Source organism: Brachybacterium sp. 107 (assembly GCF_052379725.1).
Lineage (GTDB): Bacteria > Actinomycetota > Actinomycetes > Actinomycetales > Dermabacteraceae > Brachybacterium.
In genome coordinates this window covers 117,688-136,971 of the sequence record NZ_JBQSYW010000004.1, presented here as the reverse complement: position 1 = coordinate 136,971, position 19,284 = coordinate 117,688, and the positions used below count along the sequence as shown (strand labels likewise).

Genomic DNA, 19,284 nt, shown 5'->3' with positions numbered 1-19,284 from the left:
CGTCTGACGCTCCAGGCATCGTTTCCGATGGCCGAAGGTCACGATCCCAAATCCTTGTGCATGGCGCGCTGGAACGTCGTTTAATCTTCGGAGGGAACGTTCTTCTCTTCGACGTTTCGACCGTTCAGATCTGGTGACTACGGGTCCTGGTGTTGGAAGTCGCCTGGTCACGCAAGGAGGGGCAGTGGCTGGAGGGGTGTTGGACGCTGTTCCTGGGCTGGTCGACGTCAATGGGCTCATCCTGTCGATTCTTCCTGCAGCACATCGGCGTCGACCGCTCGGAGCAGCGTCATGCATCGCAGCGCTCGCGCTGCCACTATTCGTAGCGTGGCTCGGATTCCGGGGCGACGTCCAAGAAGTGCAGGAGCTGACCGCGGTGACAGAGGGGTGGACGTGGTGAACAAAGCATCGGGACCAGATGCGTGGAGCAAGAATCGTCATGCGGTCACGCCGCCGGCCGCGAAGAACGCTGGTCCAGGTGGCTACACGGCCTGTGATGCGCGCCAGGCGCGGACAGGCTCCTGGGGTACGAAGGATGTTCTAACCAGCTCGCCACGTTCCTGGTCTGCAGGGGGCGGGAATGGTGGAAGTCGAAAGCTCGTCGGCCCGCCCTACGGGTATCTGTGGGTTTCGTTCGCAGCAGCGGCGCTGGCAGTTGTGCTGGCAGTGTTCACGAGCGGGCTCGTCCTGTTCGGTATCGCTTGGGCGCTCGCGGGGTTCGTCGGTTTCGGTGCCGCGGTGGTCTTCGTGCAGCGGGATGCACTACGCCAGACAGAGGTGTTCTACCTGCGAGATCCTCGTTCCCCGTGGATTTACCGTGCGGCGATCGTGGTCAGTCTGATCGCAGTCATCGTCACCGCGATCCAGGTCGCGCTCGTGGTGGGGAGGATGGGATGAGGGGAACGGTGCAGCGAGGAACGCTCAGTGGTCGCTGGAGTGTGCTCGCGGTGCTCGCGGCTCTGATCCTCGGCACGCTGACGGTGCTCATCCCGCGAGCTGAAGCGGACCCGGCAGTCTCAGAGGAGGGCCCAGCGCTGCTCTCCGATTTCGGCGCGTGCCTGGCCGGGGGCTCGACGGGCAGCATTGTTCTGCTCATGGACCAGTCAGGGTCACTCAGGACGACCGACCCGGAGCTGGCGCGCGTCGAGGCGGCGAAGTTCTTGGTGGAGCGCTTGGCCGGATTCTCGGAGACGTCCGGGTACGAGATGGAAGTTCGAGTCGCGGGCTTTGCAGCAACGTATGAGACCCCCGGGGAGTGGACTCCGCTGACTGCAGATGGAGTGAGTGTCCTCGACGGCCAGATTGAGGATGTCGGTCATGATCTTCGCAGCCACGACACCGACTACTGGATGGCACTCGAGTCCGCCCGGCAGGATCTGGCCTATCGGGAGAGCAGCTGCTCGGCCGTCTTCTGGTTCAGCGACGGTGAATACGACATTGATCCCCGAGAGTCACGCAGCAGCCGATCGGAGCTGGGGGAGACGAAGCCATACGCCCCGGATATCAGCCTCACCGATCAGGCAGGTGCCGATGCCGCGGTCGCCGCGGGACAGGACGACATCTGCCGGCCAGCTGGTGTGGCCGATCAGCTGCGCAGTTCCGGTATCACGCTCATCGGAGTGGGTCTCTCCTCAGAGGACACAGACTTCACCTTCCTACGCAGCGTGACGGAGGGCGGCGGGCCCGAGGCGGCGGAAAGTCACGGGGTGACGCAGTGCGGTGAGGTAGCAAGCCCGCAGGGTGGGTTCTTCGAGGTGCAGGATCTGGATTCCCTGCTGCTCGCCTTCGACGCACTGTCATCCCCCGGGGACTCTTTGGATTTGTCCTCGTTGGACGTCTGCCAGGGTCGAGAGTGCGCGGCGGGCGAGGTGTCGTTCGTGCTCGATAGGGCGCTGAGCTCGGTGCGGATCCTCGCGGGCGCGGACGTCGACGGCCTCGAGGCCTACATCATCCCGCCAGGGGCGGCAGAAGCACTGCGCTTCCCGTCCGGTGCCGTGGGGGAGACCGTCGAGAAGAACGGCATGCGCGTGACGTGGCTGACCTCGCGCACCGTCGAGATAGAGATGGCTGCTGAGTCCGTCACGGAGTGGGCCGGCACGTGGCGTGTGGGATTCGTCGACCCTGCCTCGCAGTCTGCGGGCGAGAAGATCGCCGTGAACCTGCACCTCTCCTCTCCGCTGATACTCGTCTGGCAGAAGTTGGATACGACTGAGATCCGGCAAGGCACTGACTCCGATCAGGTGACGCTCGCTCTCGTGGATCGCACCGATGACTCGGTCGTGGACCCTTCCGATCTCGGTGGAGACATCAGCGCAGCGGTGTCCCTCACCGATGCCGAAGGTGCTGCCCACCAGCTGTACGCGACGCAGGACAAATCCGCGCTCAACACGCCTGTGACGGTCACGGTTCCTGCTGAAGCGGCGCTCGGTGAAGGACGCCTGGTCACCTCATTGCAGATCACGACTGCCCGGCCAGTTGTGCACGGTGAGCAGGCCGGCGAGGGGACTGCTCTACAGCCCGCGCTCCTCGACTCGACCGTCACTGTGCTGGCACCGCAGAACTTCCCGACGGTAGGACCACGGATCGAGTTCGGCCTCCTCGAGGAGGAGACCACTGCCACGGCTTCCCTTGCTGTTACGGGACCTGGCTGCGTCTGGCTCGACTCTGGGTCGCCGAACATCATCGGGGCTCCCGCAGAGGCGGGTGCAGTCGAAGTCACCTCCCCTTCTGCTTCCGAAGAGGACTGTGTCCGAGTGGGAGAGGACGCACAGGATGCTCTCTCGCTGGAGCTGAGCACTGATGAACATGCGAATGGAGCCGTCCAGGGGACCGTGACCGTGATGATCATGCCGGAGGATGACCCCGCCGCCGCTCAGCCCGTGACCGTCCCCTTCGACGCTGATCTGCGCCGTCCGCTCGACGCCACCACCGCCTGGACGGCCTTCGCCCTCGCACTGAGCCTCGGAATCGGTATCCCGTTGGCAGCGCTCTACCTGCTGACCTGGACCACTGCACGCATCCCCCGCGGCACGCTCGTGAGTGGAAGCACTCGCGTGCGACTGCCCGAAGGGGGCGGACGCACCGAGATCGATCTGGCCCGCAATGCATTGACCATGACGTCGTTGCCGACGGCACGCCGTTCAGTTGCGGTCGCTGGACGGATGCTGCGCTCGCGAATCTCCCTGATGCCCACCGAGGCGCCCTGGGTGGAGCTGGACAACCCTTCACCATCCGTCTCCGGGGCGACTCCAGGTGCCCGCCGCGGGCGCGCACGACTTCCGCTCGGCGTGCGCGGGAACTGGATAGCGATCCCTGATGCGCAAGATCCATTCCAGGCGACCCTGATCGTCCTGCTCGGCGCCGAGGACCAGGCATCACTGGACGCGGTCCTCGAAGATGCCAGGCTCCGACTGAGCGACAAGGTCCGCTCGCTCCGAGGTTCTGCACCGACGAGCCGGCCTCGTGGCGGGCGTCCATCACGGACAAAGGCATCCGAGGTGCCGCCTACTCCAGTCACTTCGCCCCCAGGGTGGGGATCCGCAGGCGGGGGCGCCCCGGACCGAGGCTCGTCGAGCGGTACGGGAACGGGCTGGGGGTCCTCCGGGCGCGGTACGTCGGGCGCCCCTGGGGGACTGGAGCCCCCAGGCGCTGTACCGCCTGATGAGCCCGGACCGCCCCCCGGCGGCGCTCCCGGATGGGGCTCGTCGGGGCCTCGCAACGGCGGCCCAGATTCCCCCTGGGGACGACGATGAACGATGTTGTTCTCCCTCTTGACCACAATGAGCGGCCGACGGCCGACGGAAGGAATACCTGATGCGCAAGGTTCTCGTCATCGGCTGCGGAGGCTCCGGTGCCAAGACTCTGTCCTACATGATGGATCAGCTTCGAGCTGACCTCGCCGTCCACGGAGTCGACGAGATCCCAGGGTGTTGGCAGTTCGTCAATGTGGACACCCCGATCCAGGAGGAACATGGAGCGCACCTGCCCTCAGTCGGTCAGCTAGGCGGCACCTACGTCTCGTGCGGCGACACCGGCAGCTATGCCCCTGTAGACGCTGCGGTCACTCAGAAGCTGCAGGCGCACGGCACCGAGGGACTGCGCGCCACCGCGAGCTGGATGCCTCGTGATTCCTCCGACGTCACCTTCCCCATCTCAGTCGGCGCAGGGCAGTCCCGCGCTATCGGCCGCATGCTCACATTGTCGAAGGCGACACAGATCGGGCCCGGGATCCGCCGGGCGATCGACGCGATGAACAGCGAGCGCTCCCGTGAGCAGGCCCGCCGCACTGCTGCTGCCGTCCCGGGGATGGGGGATGTCCCCGATCCGTCCGCCGGCGCGGTGACGATCGTCGTCTCTTCGATGGCAGGCGGTTCCGGTGCTTCGATGACGTTGGACGTGTGCCGGATCGTCAGCGGGATGCCTGAGGTGGACCGCGATCTCACCAGCCTGTTCCTCTACACGGCCGACGTCTTCGGAGAGCTGCCGCACCAGGACAGGGCCGGCATGACAGGCAACACGCTCGCGATGCTGGGCGAGATCTTCGCGGCGCAGGCCACCGCCGACGGTGGCGTTGCGGGTCGTGAGGATGCCGAGATCTACGACCGGCTCGGCATCGCGGGAACCGCAGCGCGTCCCTTCCGGAGGGTCTTCCCTATCGGACGTCGCACCGGGGTGGACAACATGGTGTTCGGCGATGGCTCGCCCGACGGCGTCTATCGGGGAATGGGACGCGGGATCGGCCGCCTCCTGCTGTCACCGCGCTTCGACGAGATCATCAGCTACCTCGTCGCGAATGTCGGCGGTGGTGGATTGGATACCGAGAAGGTCGCCTGGGGTGCCAAGGCAGATGACGCCATCTGGTCCTCCTTCGGGTACGCCTCGCTCTCGATGGGACGCGACCGCTATCTGGAGTATGCGGCAGAGCGCATCGCTCGATCGGCGGTGGATCATGTCCTGAACGGATTCCGCCAGGACGGCAGCTCGCACGGAGACCAGCAACAGCTCGCCGAGCTGTGGCAGTACCGACGCCCGAAGGACCTTGCGAGCGTCGGGCTCCCCGGTTCCAGTGGCACCTCCACCATGGTGGGGGCCGGCGCGGTGGACAGCGTCACACAGGACTGGTTCCTCTCCCCGGCCGGGCTTTCCCAGGAAGCAATAGGCCGTGATGCCGGAGATGCCGTCAACGAGGCGATGGCGCGACGGCCTTCGATCGACCCCAATATGCCGCTTGAGCAGTGGGCAACCAGCATCGAGCCGTGGTCCCGGACCGAGGAGGGCGCCGTGCAGGCGGCTCTCGAGGGGTCGGCGAACCGTCTCGCCGGTGAGTTCGCACGGTCGCTGCACGAGCGTCTGCTCGCCACTCTCCGAGCGGCCATCGCCGACCACGGCATCGTGTATGCGAGCTATCTGCTGGACCAGCTGACCGGTCCTGGTGGTGTCGTCGCGCAGCTCATTCCCCGGCTGCATGAACTGGCAGCTCTGCGTCAGGCTAGAGCTCTGCAGGTCGAGGAGCATTTCCTGTCCCCGTATCTGGGCCAGCGCAAAGCCATGGTGGGCCAGTCCGCGGCAGGGCAGCTCGAGGACGATCTGTTCCATGCGCTCCGCGATTCAGCGTTCGGCTGGCTCGCCTCGACTGCGGCACAGAAGGTCGCAGCGCTCCTCAAGGATCTGGGTCCCTCCGTGGCCCAGCCTCTGCAGAGAGCATTCGACGATGCGCGAAGGGGGCTCGTGGCGGAGTCTGAGCAGACTCCCAGCGCCAAGGGCGTGGCCCATCTCGCGAGTCCCTATGTGAAGGCGTGGCCCACCGAGCCCGATCCAGGTCAGCCGGAGGTCGCATCGGTGCCGGACCGCTTCGCCAACGCGCACAATGAAGTGGTCCTCATGGGGATCGACGAGTATGTGCCGCGTTTCGGCGTCGACATCCTTGACGCCGTTGCGGTCGAGCGTGCCGACGATCCGCAGCAGAATGCAGGAGATATCCATCAGGCGCACGCGTGGGCCCGCCGGAACGTCATCCTCGGCCAATGGAATCGCGGGGCGGGTGATGCGGCACCGGACGATCTCTTGGAGACCGCCCGTACCTGGGTGCCGAAGGGGATCCCCGGGGCGTCAGCTCCCACGAGCGGCAAGTACACCGTGCGCACACGAAGCTCGGACCTGCTGCGTCGCGGGCGTGCCTTTGTGCAGCGGCGGGGTGAGTCCTTCGGGAACTTCGCCGCGGAATCCCTGCGCTCGTACCTCACCGACCCGCAGATCGGGGAGCACGAGCGCGACCTGCGCCAGCAGCAGCTTCTGGCTGCACTGAACCGCACCCTGACCATGGCTCAGCCGCTGACCACGATCAACGGATCGATACAGCGTGAGCTGGGCACCGGTCCGCTGCAGCTGGGGTACCAGTTCTCCGCGCTGCCCTTCGCGAGCCTCGACGGTCTCGTGGATGCCTTCAAGGACACGGTGGACCGCAATTCGCAGATCAGCAGCGACACGGTGCTGCCGGCGATCGACAAGGCCCTCGGCTCGCTGCCGGTGGCGAAGGTCGACGTATTCGGCTACTACCCGATGACGTTCCCCGTCGCCTATGGCCTGCTGCGGGACGTGGCAGAAGACTGGAAGGGACGTACCGACGCCGGCCGTCGCGACTTCTGGCACTGGCGGCGCGCTCGCGCCCTGCCGGGTGGTCTCCCGTTCGGGGACGCCGAGCGCCGAGCTCTGGTGCGGGGATGGTGGGTCGCCCAGCTCGCCGGTGGTCTCGACATCCCTGCTGATGGGAACGATCGCACTCCCGTGCGGATCTGGGATCGTGAGGAGGAGTCCTGGGTTTCATTCCCGGCGCCGATGCTCACTCCGCCGTCGCGGATGATCGTCAGCACGGCCTGGCTGCCGGCTGTGCTGGAATCCGCCCTGCTGGCCTATGTCGAGGCCGACGAGAAGGGCTTGGCGGCTTTCCGTCCTTGGACGGTGCTGCGCCGTTGGGCAGATATCGGACAGCTGGGCCCGGTGGTCTCGCTGGACGGAGGGGGAGAGGACTCCCGAGTCATCGCTTCTCTGCTGGGCACGGGGATGGTCGCCCCGGATCTGCGCCCCGTCGTGGATCTCAGCGCCTCGTCAGATCCGGAGGGGCGCCGGACAGCGCTGCTGGAGTATTGCGCGAAGGTGGCCGATGTGCTCGACCAGCGGTTCCTGCCCGGCGCAGGCAAGCGTGACGATCCTCGGGTCTTCACGAACTTCCGGCATCGGGAGCAGGTCGCCACCACGCCGCTCACCATCGACCTTGCTGCGGAGATGCGCAGCGAGCTGCTAGCGCTGCGGTCGATCCTCGAGACGGTCACGCCGTCCAGCGGTAAGACTCCGCTGGATATCGACGACTCGTTCGTCTTCTGAGGAGCAGACCATGAAGCAGAGATCGATTCTTGTTGCTCCTATCAGCCAGCGGCCCTTGCTCGACGCGCTCGTCGACCTCTCCGCTGCCGGGGCGTTGGATGATTTCACGTGGATCGAAGCCCCTTCGGCCCCGGCTCTGGCTGCTGACCGGGAAGATCCCCGAGCGCTCCGTGTCGAGGCGGGGGTCATCCACCCCACGACCTTCTCGACTGCGGTCAACGTGCGGGGCCTGCGTCGGCTGCGCATGGCGGTGATCGTGCCCGTCGGGCATCCGGCGCAGGACGCGCTCGACACAGCCGCGGAGAATTTCTACCAGAATCTCGATGTGCCAGGAGGGGCGTCGCGCTACCACGTCCGTGTGCTCGTTCCGTGGAGTGCTGAGCCGCTGCCGGCTCAGTTGGGGCGTGCTGGCTGGTACGACGTCATGCTGTCCCCGGAGAGCACCGCCGAGCCGGAGTTCTCTGCTGTTCCTTGGTGGAACCATCCCGAGTCGATCCCAGGGTCAGCTGCGGCAGGGATCGCGGTGCAGGCAGGGCTTCTGAAGGGCTTGGTCAGCGCCCCGTTCGATGAACATGGCGCCGATGTCTCTGCGGATGTGTCCATGGTGCGGACCTTCATCCGCCGGATCGACGCGGAGCAGATCGAGGCGTCGCTGCGAGCGCGAGTGCTGGAGATGGATGAGCTGGTCCCTGCCCCGACCCGGGCAGGTGGTTCTTCGGTCCCTCCCTATCCGTCGCCGGAGAACCAGGTCAGAGACACGGCGAGGGCCTGGGCGCAGCGGCACGATTCCGCCGTGCGACGGTCGGGTCCCGAGGTTCCGCAGGCCAGCGCCGACACGATGGGGATCCTCGACGCCCTTCGACTGTTCGTCAGCTTTCTCGGCCGCGCGCTGCTCGGGGCCCCCGAGGCTTGGCTGCGTCGGACGGTGCACACTGCACAGTCCGGCCTCGCTGCCGGCACGACCACGATCCTCTTCGGCACGAATTCTCCAGTCTCGGTCATCGTGGGCGGTGTCGGCGCGGACGGCAGCACTGCGTCGTGGCGCAGCATCCGTGACGCGGCACGCGCCGTGGACCTGGGTGCAGAGGGAGACGGTCTACGGCTGGGACAGCCTGTGAGGCGGGACTTCTCGGCACTGTGGTCGGACCTGCTGCAGGGCGCCCGATCGCTTCTCGACGGCTCCGCATCACCTGGTCTACTCATCGATGGTGGGGCCGGTTACGTTCCGCAGCGCTCTCTGGTCGCTCCCGGCCTCGACGGTGGAGGAACGTTCTCCATCGCCGAGCCTGTGGGTGGGCTCTCCTCATCGCTGCAGCTCCATGCATGGGACTGCCTCGAGGTCGATAAGGTGCGCAGCGTCCTCGAGCAGGCGGCGAGCGAGAACGATCCGCGCGCTGCCGTTGCTCAGCGTCAACTCGTCGAACTCGATCGCTGGCGTGCCGGGAACGAGCACAGATTCCTCCCTGCGGTGGGGCGCACCGTCGCCGGGTGGTTCGACGCCACCCGGCGCGAGATCGCCGGCCTCCGTGCGGAGCTGGACACTCTGCTGAATCCCATGGTGAATGACGAGCTGACCCGTACTCAGCAGCGTCTGGCATGGATCCTGCGTGGTCTGCTCGGCGCACTGATCGTGGTTCTCGTGGCCCTCGGCATCATGGGGGCTCAGGCCGTCATCGAGCTCAGCGTGATGGGCATCGGGATGGGCGTGGGCCTGGTTGTCTGGCTCATCTCGTCCTTCGTGACGTTCACCCTGCTCCAGCGTGAAGTGTTCAGATTGCTCCATCTTCGGCGCCAGCGCGATCTGCAGGTTCCGGCGTTGATGGAGCGGCTCAGGATGGCCATCGAGGATCTTGATTCCCTCGGCGATGCATATGCGCAGTTCGACCGCTGGGCCCTGCTGCTGACCTGTTTCCTGTCAGAACCGTTGGGCCGGGAGCGGGACCGGGATGAGGAACGACGCCCGGAGGCGGTACTTCCCCTCGCACTGCAGATGCCTATGGTGCGAGTCGAACCCGAACTGCTCGACGATGCGGCTGCCCAGCTGCGGGCGCGCGCCTTCTCGGTGGGCTGGCTGGGGCAGGCGTTCGAAGACTTCGAGAAGTCGTCCATTCAGGACCTGACCCCGGAGCAGCGGGTCCGCCTCCGGGAATCGGGGACCTCGCCTCTGACCCAGCTCTTGAGCACTCGGGGAGATGAGGGCAGCGAGCTCACCAGATGGGCTGAAGCAACCGCCGAGCACGGCGTGCGCACTGACCGAGGACAGGCACTGTGGTCGAGATGCACGGAGCTCCTCACCGACGAGCCGATGCTGGACCTCACCGTGGTGCGAGGCGAGGACGATGAGGAGCCGGTATCGGTGGCGGCGCTGCGCAGCGAGCTGTGGGACGCGCGCTCCGCGTCGATCGTCGAAGAGGTGCTGCAGCTGTCCTCGCGCACGATTGGGATTCGCATGGCGGATCCAGCCTATTCCTGGCGCGAGCTCGAGACGGATGGCATGAGTTCGGACATCGTCCTCGTCCAGAGCACCAAGCCGATCCCCGCAGAAGCTTTCGTCTATCCCGAGGTCGGTCCAGCGGTTCGGAACGACTTCTCCGACCCGTCTGACGACCTGGTCTTCTGACTCAGAACCCTGCCCGCCAGTTCATCCGGCGATCAAGAGAGGACGCATATGCTCTTCGCCGATTTCATCAAGCGACTGATGCCGATCGCACAGTCTGCCCCAGAGTTCCGTGAGCACTTCCCGCCAGCCACCTGGAAGCGCCTGTTCGACCTGGCCGAGCACCACGGCGAGGAAAACCTGGTCTTCACGGCGGACCAGGTGCTCGCTGCTGGGCTCGGCACCGGCCGACTCGAGGACGTGGTCGTGCCGTTCGTCCGTGCGCTGAACGCTGAGTTCATCGGTTCCTTGCCCGAGGAGCCGCAGGAGCCGGAGCTGGATGACGGCGGAACCGAACGAGAAGACCCGTGGTCGGCCTCTGGCGGCACGCGTGGAGGGGTCGGAGAGAGCGGTGCCCCGAGTCTGCCGGCCGCAGCACCGGAGCCCATCGCGCTCGAGCCGCTTCCCTCGCCGGCCTCTCCCCCTTCCTCCGAGGAGGACCAAGGGGGAGCTCCTGAATCTCGATTCTCCTTCCCGGAGTACGACTTCTCTCGAGAAGATATCGAGCCTGTCCCGCGGGTCGAGACGAGTTCGGTCGATAGCGGAGCCGCGCTGCGATACCACTGGACTGATCCGGGTGAAGGCGAGCTGTTCCGCGTCGTCACGAGTGATCATGAACTGCCCTTCAGCCCCGAAGACGCCGACGACGCACTTCTGAGCTGGGAACCCATTGCACGCGACGAGCGGCCGCAGAGCACCTCGATCCGGTTCATCACCGTCTGGGGATACGAGGTGCTCGACCGCGAAGCAGGCGTTGTGGGTCAGGCGCGCAAGGTGGCGGAGGGCATCTACGTCCAACCCGTTCAGGACTGGACCGTGGAGCATGACGGCCGCGCACGGATGGTGTTCTCGAGCTGGCGTCGGCCGATCCTTCCGGGGCACATCACGGGCAGAGTGCGGGTGGCGAAGCTTCCGTTGGGGGAGCCCATCGGGAAGCACCTGCGCGGACAGAACTGGTTGCGCAGCGACCTCGAGATACAGAACAACGGGCAGGGTTTCCAGGACGGAGACCTCCGACCGGGTGAACGGCATACCTATGCCGCGGGGTTGGAGGTGCAGATCGATGGCCGGACGCTGGTGTCCGCTCCGAAACATCTGCAGGTCACCCCGGAGTCGGAACCAGATCGTATCGGGGACCTCGAGGTCGAGTCGATCACGCGCGAGCACCAGGAACTGCTGAGGCTCACCTGGACGCAGCGCCCAGGGACCCAGGTGAGATTCTGTCGTTCGGTGACCCCGACGAGACCGGAAGCAGTTTCCCGAGGACGAATAGCTGTCGGCCAGCTCGCTGAGGCAGGGCTTCCCGAGGACAGCTTCATCCGCAATATCGCGAGTCCGACCGGGGAGGTCGCCGAAGACGGTCGGGAGCGCTGGGTGCTCGAGGGGTTGGACTGGCCGCGCGGCTCGGCGTGGGACACGCTGCATCTGACTCCCGTCACCGCCATAGACGATGACGAGGTGCTGATCGGGGAGCCCGCTCAGCTCCGGCGGGCCGGGCGTATCGAAGAGGTACGCCTGGTCCAGAGGATGGACTGGCAACTGGTGACATTCACCTGGCCCGGCGAGGCGCTTTCGGTGGAGCTGCGGGTCGGATTCCCGGACAGTGAGCCTGACCTGAGCACTCCAGCGCATGCGGTGGTCGAGAAGACGGTGTACGAGCGTTCGGGAGGATTCCTCCTCGAGCGGGGCCTGCCTCCGCAGGGATGCCGCCTCTTCCTCAACGCCGTCACGCATTTCCAAGGCCGCCGGATCGCTTCGGAGCCGACGATCGCCGCCGTCGAGGCGCTATGGGGCTACCGGTACACGGTGCAGTGGGGGATGGGACGGACTAGCGGCAGCACGGGTTTCTTCCAACGAGCCGCCGCACTGCTGCGCAAGAACATTGCCGAGATCTCGGTAGATGCTGTGGTCGGGAGCGCGCCAGAGCACGAGGCACCCTCACTGATCCTGCTGCACCGCACGGATCGCCTCCCTCTCCACTCCCAGGACGGCACCGGAGTCACTCTCTATGCCGAGCAGCCAGGCGGGCAGAGCTCTCCACAGGGGCTGGGTCAGGTGCAAGCCCCACTCATCGGCCGGCACCGGGTGTGGTTCGACGAGGATGAACACGGTCCCGGCTGGTACCGCCTGATGGTGGATGCACGCCCCTCGGCAACCGTTCGAGTCGATGAACGGCGAACCGCGCTGGAACGCTATGCCCTCGCGGATCCTGCGCTCTCCGAGTTGGACCGACGCGGATGAGCCCAGGATTCGAGCAGCTGCTGTTCGGCTCCGTCGATCTTGTCATCGACGGGCAGGAGAGCAGCGGTTGGCAGGTCATCCAGCAGACCGACGGCCTGGATGAGACGACGAAGGATGCGATCGTTCGGCTCATCGAGCCCGAGCTGGCGCCTATCTGCCCTCTGCCCGGCTTCCCCACGCCGGAGGAGGTGAGGGCAGCCGACCGCCGTCTCGTGCACCGAACCATCGAAGGTGTCCCGGTCCTGCTCCACACCGCGCCCGCCGGGCAGGACACGACCGGGCGACCGAACACCATGACCCACGTGGTCGTGGATCACTCCGAGACGACGGTTCGTCCGCTTCTCGGTGCGGACGCCTGGAGGGCCGAGTGGTGGTGCACACCCTTCGGTCCTGATCAGATGAGGCAGGCCCGCCTCCCCTTCCCGACGGCGCTCAGGTCCGGAACCTCGGTGACTGCGGACGCTGCCCTCGAACAGGTGCTGCGTCCTGGCGCCGCCGCGGTCCTCGGGGCCCTCGCGGACGTTGTCGCGAGCAATGCCGAGAACGCTGCTCGACGCCACATGGCGGTGCTGCTCGTCGAGACCGTCGATGACGCCGCCCAGTGGATCGGAACGCTGCTCCGCGCCACGGCGGCGGAGGCCGCACGTTCGGCGAACTGGTCCACCCTCGAGCGCGTGCGTGGAGAGCGTGACCTGGAGAAACTCATGAGCAGCGGACTGGATATCGCAGCCGTGCCTCTCTCCGATCTTGCTGCCGAGGGCCAGACCCCGCAAGGATGCGTGATCGTCGATCCACGCAATCCGCCCCCGGGCCAGCCCGTCACGCCTTTCGGGCGATTCGTCGCGGCAATGGCTTCGGATCCGGGTCTCTGGCTTGCCGCGCACGAAAGTATCCACAATCAGGTCCTGGGCCAGCTTGTCGATCAGACGGGGATCACCTTCGCCTGGCCGGCGGCGATGGCACAGGCGCTGAGCTGGGTCCATGGCGATACCGGCGCGACGTCGCTGTTCGGTGCGTCCTCTGACGTCGCCCTGAGGGACGACGTGGAGACCGTACTGCTGCAGGCTGCGATCCCCGCGCTCGCGAGTCCGCTCGAGGGAGTGGCTGACACACTGCGACACGCAAGGGAGAACCTGGTCGATGAGGTGAACCAGCGAGGCCCGGAGGGTTGGAGAGGACTGTGCCACCGTATCGGGGACCGCGCGCCCGAGGACCGTGCAGCGATGCTCGGGCGGCACTATCTCGGAACCGCCGTCCGCGACCCTGCGTGGCTTCTCGGCGGGCGCGCCGCAGCGTCGTCCTTGCCGGAGAACGTCAGAGCGGCGCTGCGGCGCTGGAGCGAGACGGAGTCAGGTGCTGCAGAGGTCCTGAAACTCGTGGGAACTGCTGTTTCGACGATCGACTCCCGCTCAGCAGGAGCACACGAGTCGCCCACTGTGCCCGCGCGCAGCATCGCGTGGGGGCAGCTGGCATCAGGGTTCCTCGATGACGGCCTCGTTCTCGATGCGGAGTGCCTTGCTGCTCTGCTCGCGCCGCTCGCCACGGCCCTTCTAGCTCCTCGGGCACACGACTCCGCCCCGTCCGTCACTCCTCGGGAGCTGGCAGCTCTTGTCGCCGCGCTCCCCGAGCCCGGACGCGAGGAGCTTGCGCATCAGGTGGAACGCGGCCTTGCCGAGATCGCGAGGCAAACCGCGGACCCGCGAGCGCAGCCGGTGCTTGCGGCGCCGGTGGCCATAGCGCTCGGCCCATCTCTCGCGACCCCGCAGCGGCCATGGACCAGGCTCCAGATCGCACTGTCAGGTGTGGTCTCGGGCAAGGAGTCGGCATCGGGAGCGGTCGCCGCGCTCTCCGCACTGGCCGGGCCTCCGCGGCGATCGTCGGCAGCGCTGCTGCTCGAGCGGGAATCCGCCTCGGCACTCGAGAACAGTCTCCTTCCGGAGGACCTCCCTGCTCTCGAGGAGCTGGCAGCAGCCGGAGTCTCGGAGGCCAGGCGATGGATGCTCATCGTCGCGCTGCGCCACCTCGAACATCGGGAGAGTGCGCGTTATTTGAGCGCACGGCGCCGCAACTCCCCGACGATCGCTGAGGTGAAGCGCGGAACCGTCGCGCCGAGGTCGTGGGAGGAAGGTGCTGCTCTCCTGGGAGATGGCCTGTCCCAGCCTTTCCTCAGCGGCACGATGACTCCTGAATCAGCGTGGACCTGGGCAGAGAACGTTCAGGCCGCGGCGGTTCAGATGAGAGCCGGACTTTCTGCTGTTGACGAAGAGCCGGCGGTGAAGCGAATGCTCGGCGAGTTGACCCGATCCGCCGAGCTGCGAGCTTCGGCAGCGCTGGTCGTGCTGTCCGTTGCGTCGCCGCAGCTCGCGCGCCGGGGCACCCGCGTTCCGCTGGACCTGGTGGACGTCGAGGTGGAAGCGTCCCGGAACCCTCGAGGTCTTTTCGCCGCGCCTTCGGCATCCTGGGGCGAGATCTGCCTCAGGGCGCTCCAAACGCTCGCAGCCGAGGGCGTCTCGGTGGGCGGCCCGATATCTCTCGCTCCGCCTCACGGTGCCCCGAGGGCCGGGTCTGGCGCAGGAGGAATCAACCGCCCGGAGGAAGGCCTGGGCGGGGGCTGGCAGCAAGACCGTCCCTCAGTGAGTCACGCAGGGACAAGCGAAGCTCCCGGGGGTCCAGGGCTGAGCGCGGCTGCGGCCGCGGTGCTCGATGCGCGGCTTCTGGGAGCGCCCGAGGAAGCGACTGCTGCCCTCGTCAGGGAAGCGAGGAACGCCTTCCGTGGTGACGCTCAAGGGTGGGCGCGTGCGCAGCTGATCGTGCCGATGCTCGAAGACCGCCGCTCCTCACGTGTGGAGCGACTGGGAGACATGGTGAAGAAGAACCTGAATATGCTGCCGTGGCAGAAGAAGGAGGGACGTGATGGCTGAATCGGAGATCCTCCGCGCAGGACAGTGGGAACCGCGCAGATTCCAGGCCGAAGGCGCTGTGCACGTAGAGATCATGGGACCGAGCGGCACACCGCTCCGCCTCGAAGCGGACGGGCTGCAGTCGCAGCTCCGACGTCAAACCGCCGCTGGGGGAGCGTTCGCTGTACACGCTGCGCGAGACGGCGCGACGCTCTTCGCCGCCGCTGAGAGCGGCGAAGCCTTCCCGGGAGGAGCTGTCGTCGACCTGTCGCTGTCGTTCCCCTCTGCTCGCCGGGACTATCTCGTCGAGCGGATCGACATCTCCGGCCATAGCCGTGCACCATTGGCACGGATCGCAGCGGAGGGGGACAGCTGGGTGCTGTCTCCTGTCGAGACCGCTCCAGCTCCGTCGACTCTGCCGCCCAGCGGCCTCGACGGTTCCGGTCAGCACCGGGCGTCCGTCACGGAGCGGGATCCCGACTCCGGTGTCGGGACCATCCCCGAGCTGCTCGGAGCGTGGATAGGGCGTCGCCGGAGCGACAGCGGAGCCGCAGTACTCCCCGATGTTGCCGAGATCCGGATCGACCGGTCGGCATCGATGATCCCCCGGCAGGAACGCATCGACATTCTGCGAGATCTTGTTCTGGCCCTCGCCAGGGCCGGCGGTGGGCCTCTTCCCGTCGTCGTCGAGGGTTCCATCGGCGGCGCCACGCGCAATGGAGTCGGGTCCGTCGCATTGGACGCTGGGCGTCAGCGTGAGGGCGCAGGCCGGACGCTCCTCATCACCGATGTCCCTGTGCGCACCGAGGGGATCGCGAACCTCGTGATCGGCGATCCCAGGATTCTCGAGGTGCTCGAGGCAGACGACGCCTGCGGCGTCACGTCCGACGCCTGGCTCGAGCTCGAGCGGGAGGACTCTCGCTTCGATGACGCGACCCTTCGACGGCTGGAGGCTTTGATCGATTGGTTGACGGACGGCTCTCGTGGCAAGGGGGCGCTCCGATGAGCTCGTCGTGCCCTGCATGCTTCGCATCGCTGGTTCCTGGGGAGGCGCGCTTCCGGTGCAATTCAGGCCGGTGCGTCCCTGTCCCCGATCCTGCGGCGAGTGCCCTGGCAGGGGGACCGATCTCCCTCTTCCCCTCCTATCCGTGGATGCCGACCGATCAACAGCGGGAGATCCCGCCAGGTATCCCGTGCGCGCGATGCGGCGGGCCCTGCAACGTCCAGGCCTGTCCCGTCTGCCACCGCGATCTTCCGCCGAACTGGCGCGAGGCGACTGTGTTCACGATGGCCGTCACCGGAGCTCGCGGTGCGGGAAAATCGGTGTACATCGCGGTGCTGCTGTACGTTCTCCAGCAGTACCTCAGGCGCTGTGGCCGGATGATCCGACCGTTCACAGCTGCAACGCAGGAGGTCTATGAGGAGCGCTACGAGCGACCGTTGTTCCGTGAGAACAGAGCCATGCTGGGCACCCCGCCGATGCGGGCAGAGAGCGGCGCGTACCAGCGAGACTCGATGATCTGGGAGATCTCTGACCCGCAGCGCCCGGTACATCTCGTCATCCGTGACGTCGCGGGAGAGGATATCGAGAAGTTCGCCGGCAACGAGGCGCCGTTGTCCTACTTCTCCCGCGCAGACCTGGTGGTGTTCCTCTTCGACTCCCTCCGCCTGCCGTCGATGACCCAGATACTCGCCGGCATCATCCCCCCGGTCAACCAAGGACGTCTCGGAAAGTCCTCCACCGAGGTGCTCCCGATCGTGCTCGGACAGCTGCAGGGCGGCATGGTCGACTTCGCCCTTGCGTTCTCGAAGTTCGACGCCTTCCACGAGCTGCCGAAGGCGGATGTCGAGCAGTATGCACGGGTGATGGGCAATCCCTCGGCGCGCTTCAACAGGGACGAGACGATGATGCGTCCGACGGGTCCGGGACGTGCCGAAGAATCGAAGAGCTGGTTCGAGCAGGACCAGGAGTTCCTGGACCAGGAGATCCGCTCGTTGTTCGAGCTCATCCATGAGAACACCGTGACGATGCAGGTCGAACAGGCCATGCGCAACGCCCGGATCCGCGGCCTCGGCCATTTCGCGGTCTCCGCTGTGGGTGAGACACCGCCCCATGACGAGCAGCTGACCACCCGCGGAATCTCGCCGTTCAGGGTGCTCGATCCGTTGCTCTGGGGGCTCTACCGTCGCGGCATCATGCTGTGAACGATCGAACCGTGAAGCGCTGATCACTGCCCACGGCACGGAACTCCAAGTTCGAGATCTCCGTGGCGCCGGGAATGATGGTGATCCGGGCGGTCTGAGCTGCGAATGACCTGAGGCCGTGGAGCACCTCGGATGCCAGGGCCGTCGCACTGGCCCCCGCCGAGCCGGTCCAGACGCAGTTCACGGATCCCAGCGGGACCCCGTCGGCGGACACGGTGATCCCCGAGCCACCGATTTCCAGGGTGAGGGCGGAGGACGCGTCGTCCTGCCCCAGGCTCACCGCGACTTCGGCGAGCGTCGAGAGTTCCTGGAGGGGAATGCCAGTGGCAACGGGCCCGGCGTGATCACGGGTCCCCGCGGGGGTGGCATCAGGGGCATTCGGATCACGGTTGATTCCGTCGGACGAGCCGGGAACCGGACCGGGAATCGCCGAGGTAGCTGAGTGCGTTCTGGTTTGCGAGGGCTCCGAGGGACTGAACGAGTTGTGCATCTGCACGGGCGCGGAAGGGGGTGAGCTTCCTGAGATGATTGATGGTGAGCCATGAGTGAGTGGCATAGCAGGGGTGCCGGGGGCCCGTCCGGCTTGCTTCTTGCTCGTGGCGGTGCGGTTGCCGATTCGCTCTCCCACCTTCAGGACGAGAAGCACGAGCAACCCTCCAGCGATCAGAAATGGCCAGAGCAGCATCACCAGGAGCAGCAGCATGATCTGATCCGAAGGGGTGTCCGTGGGAGTCTCGATGGGGGAGGCGAGCGTCGCGACGATCAGGCCACCGAACCACAGCATTGCGAGCACAGCGATGATGCCGATCGGAACCCAGATGCTGCGTCGGCTGCGGCGAGGAGCGGTGAGCAGATGGACGAGATACGTGATGCCTACCCCTGCCGGGACAGAGAGCGCCCACAAGAAGCCGCCGTCACCGAACTTCGGCCAGGCCCACAGAAGGGCAGTCAGGGCCGTGAGCACGATCAGCGCGACGGAGACGACCCTGCGTGCGATGCCCATGGCATTGCTGTTCTCCACGTGGACGCTCCTTCAGGGGCACGAATAGATCGACGAACCTCATTATCGCAGGATGACCTGGCTCAGTTCGCTTGTGCGGCCATCGGCCAGCTCACCATTCGGAAACGTTTCGGCCCGAGGGCCAAAGTGATGGAGGGACAAAGTTCGGTGGCTTCCCTGCGAACCTCAACCTCTCCGAACAGTGCGGTTCACGTCATCGCCGGCGTAGCACCAGCACCGCGTCCAGATGCTCGCCAGGGTGTCCGGTGGGGTCGAGCGCCGCGCGGGGGATCTCCTCGGCGCGTTCCACGGTCCAAGTGTCGGCGGGGACTGCAAGTCTTTCCACCTCCTCGTGGATGTTGATCATCGCCGCGGGATGGTCTGCGGCCCAGGAGGGGGGAGCGGCATGAGAGACCACCACCAGATGTCCGCTCTTGCGTAGGGCCGACGCTGCCCGGCGGAGGATCGTGGTGCGGTCGAGCGCGACGTTCGACTGGAAGAACGACGCGGTCACCAGGTCCACCGACTCCGGCTCGGGCTGCCAGGCGGTGAGGTCCGTGGTGGTGAAGGTGGCGCCTTCGAGCCCGCGCGTCGCGGCCTCGGCGCGGGCGCGGCCCACCGCGGTGGAGGAGATGTCCAGACCATGGGCCTGCCAGCCCTGCTCGGCCAGCCACAGCACGTCCCCGCCCTCCCCGCAGCCCAGATCAATCGCGGAGCCGGGAGTGAACTCACCGACTACCGCGGCCATCGTGGCGTTGACCCGGCCGGACCAGACCCGCTCTGTGTCGCCGTAACGCTTCTCCCAGTACTCGGTGGGGGAGAGGCGGGCGTTGGGGTCCACGGGGGCGTCGTCGTGCTGATGCGTCGTGCCGTGGTGGTGGGGTGCTGTCATGGGGCGAGCC

At 66.5% G+C, this 19,284-nt stretch carries 10 protein-coding genes; 8 read left to right on the top strand and 2 right to left on the bottom strand.

Features of this window, described 5'->3' with window-relative positions:
- The first annotated feature begins 387 nt into the window (after positions 1–387).
- From ACT3UL_RS07030 to ACT3UL_RS06995, 8 genes are all read left to right on the top strand, one after another.
- Complete coding sequence (locus ACT3UL_RS07030) at positions 388–897, top strand: hypothetical protein (protein WP_444577423.1); 510 nt, start codon at positions 388–390, stop codon at positions 895–897.
- Positions 894–3,752 (top strand): VWA domain-containing protein, encoded by a 2,859-nt coding sequence (locus ACT3UL_RS07025; protein WP_444577421.1) that lies wholly within the window; start codon positions 894–896, stop codon positions 3,750–3,752. Before ACT3UL_RS07030 ends, ACT3UL_RS07025 begins: the two co-directional genes overlap by 4 nt.
- 61 nt (positions 3,753–3,813) lie before the next feature.
- Positions 3,814–7,380: a tubulin-like doman-containing protein gene (locus ACT3UL_RS07020; protein WP_444577420.1), complete on the top strand. Its 3,567-nt coding sequence runs from the start codon at positions 3,814–3,816 to the stop codon at positions 7,378–7,380.
- Positions 7,381–7,390: 10 nt separating this feature from the next.
- The gene (locus tag ACT3UL_RS07015) at positions 7,391–10,000 is read left to right on the top strand and encodes a hypothetical protein (RefSeq protein WP_444577418.1); all 2,610 of its coding nucleotides are present in this window, start codon (positions 7,391–7,393) and stop codon (positions 9,998–10,000) included.
- A gap of 48 nt (positions 10,001–10,048) precedes the next feature.
- Positions 10,049–12,277, top strand: coding sequence for a hypothetical protein (locus tag ACT3UL_RS07010; protein ID WP_444577417.1), 2,229 nt, complete (start codon positions 10,049–10,051; stop codon positions 12,275–12,277).
- Positions 12,274–15,198 carry a GAP1-N2 domain-containing protein gene (locus ACT3UL_RS07005; protein ID WP_444577416.1) on the top strand — a complete coding sequence of 975 codons (2,925 nt, stop codon included), beginning with the start codon at positions 12,274–12,276 and terminating at the stop codon, positions 15,196–15,198. Before ACT3UL_RS07010 ends, ACT3UL_RS07005 begins: the two co-directional genes overlap by 4 nt.
- Positions 15,191–16,183 carry a hypothetical protein gene (locus tag ACT3UL_RS07000; protein ID WP_444577414.1) on the top strand — a complete coding sequence of 331 codons (993 nt, stop codon included), beginning with the start codon at positions 15,191–15,193 and terminating at the stop codon, positions 16,181–16,183. The genes ACT3UL_RS07005 and ACT3UL_RS07000 overlap by 8 nt, the downstream gene beginning before the upstream one ends.
- A 281-nt stretch (positions 16,184–16,464) precedes the next feature.
- Positions 16,465–17,382 carry a hypothetical protein gene (locus tag ACT3UL_RS06995; RefSeq protein ID WP_444577412.1) on the top strand — a complete coding sequence of 306 codons (918 nt, stop codon included), beginning with the start codon at positions 16,465–16,467 and terminating at the stop codon, positions 17,380–17,382.
- On the opposite strand, the gene ACT3UL_RS06990 is transcribed toward ACT3UL_RS06995, so the two are convergent.
- Complete coding sequence (locus tag ACT3UL_RS06990) at positions 17,372–18,403, bottom strand: hypothetical protein (RefSeq protein WP_444577410.1); 1,032 nt, start codon at positions 18,401–18,403, stop codon at positions 17,372–17,374. The genes ACT3UL_RS06995 and ACT3UL_RS06990 overlap by 11 nt on opposite strands.
- Before the next feature lie 193 nt (positions 18,404–18,596).
- Positions 18,597–19,274, bottom strand: a complete 678-nt coding sequence (locus tag ACT3UL_RS06985; RefSeq protein ID WP_444577408.1) for a class I SAM-dependent methyltransferase — start codon at positions 19,272–19,274, stop codon at positions 18,597–18,599.
- Between the last annotated feature and the right edge of the window lie 10 nt (positions 19,275–19,284).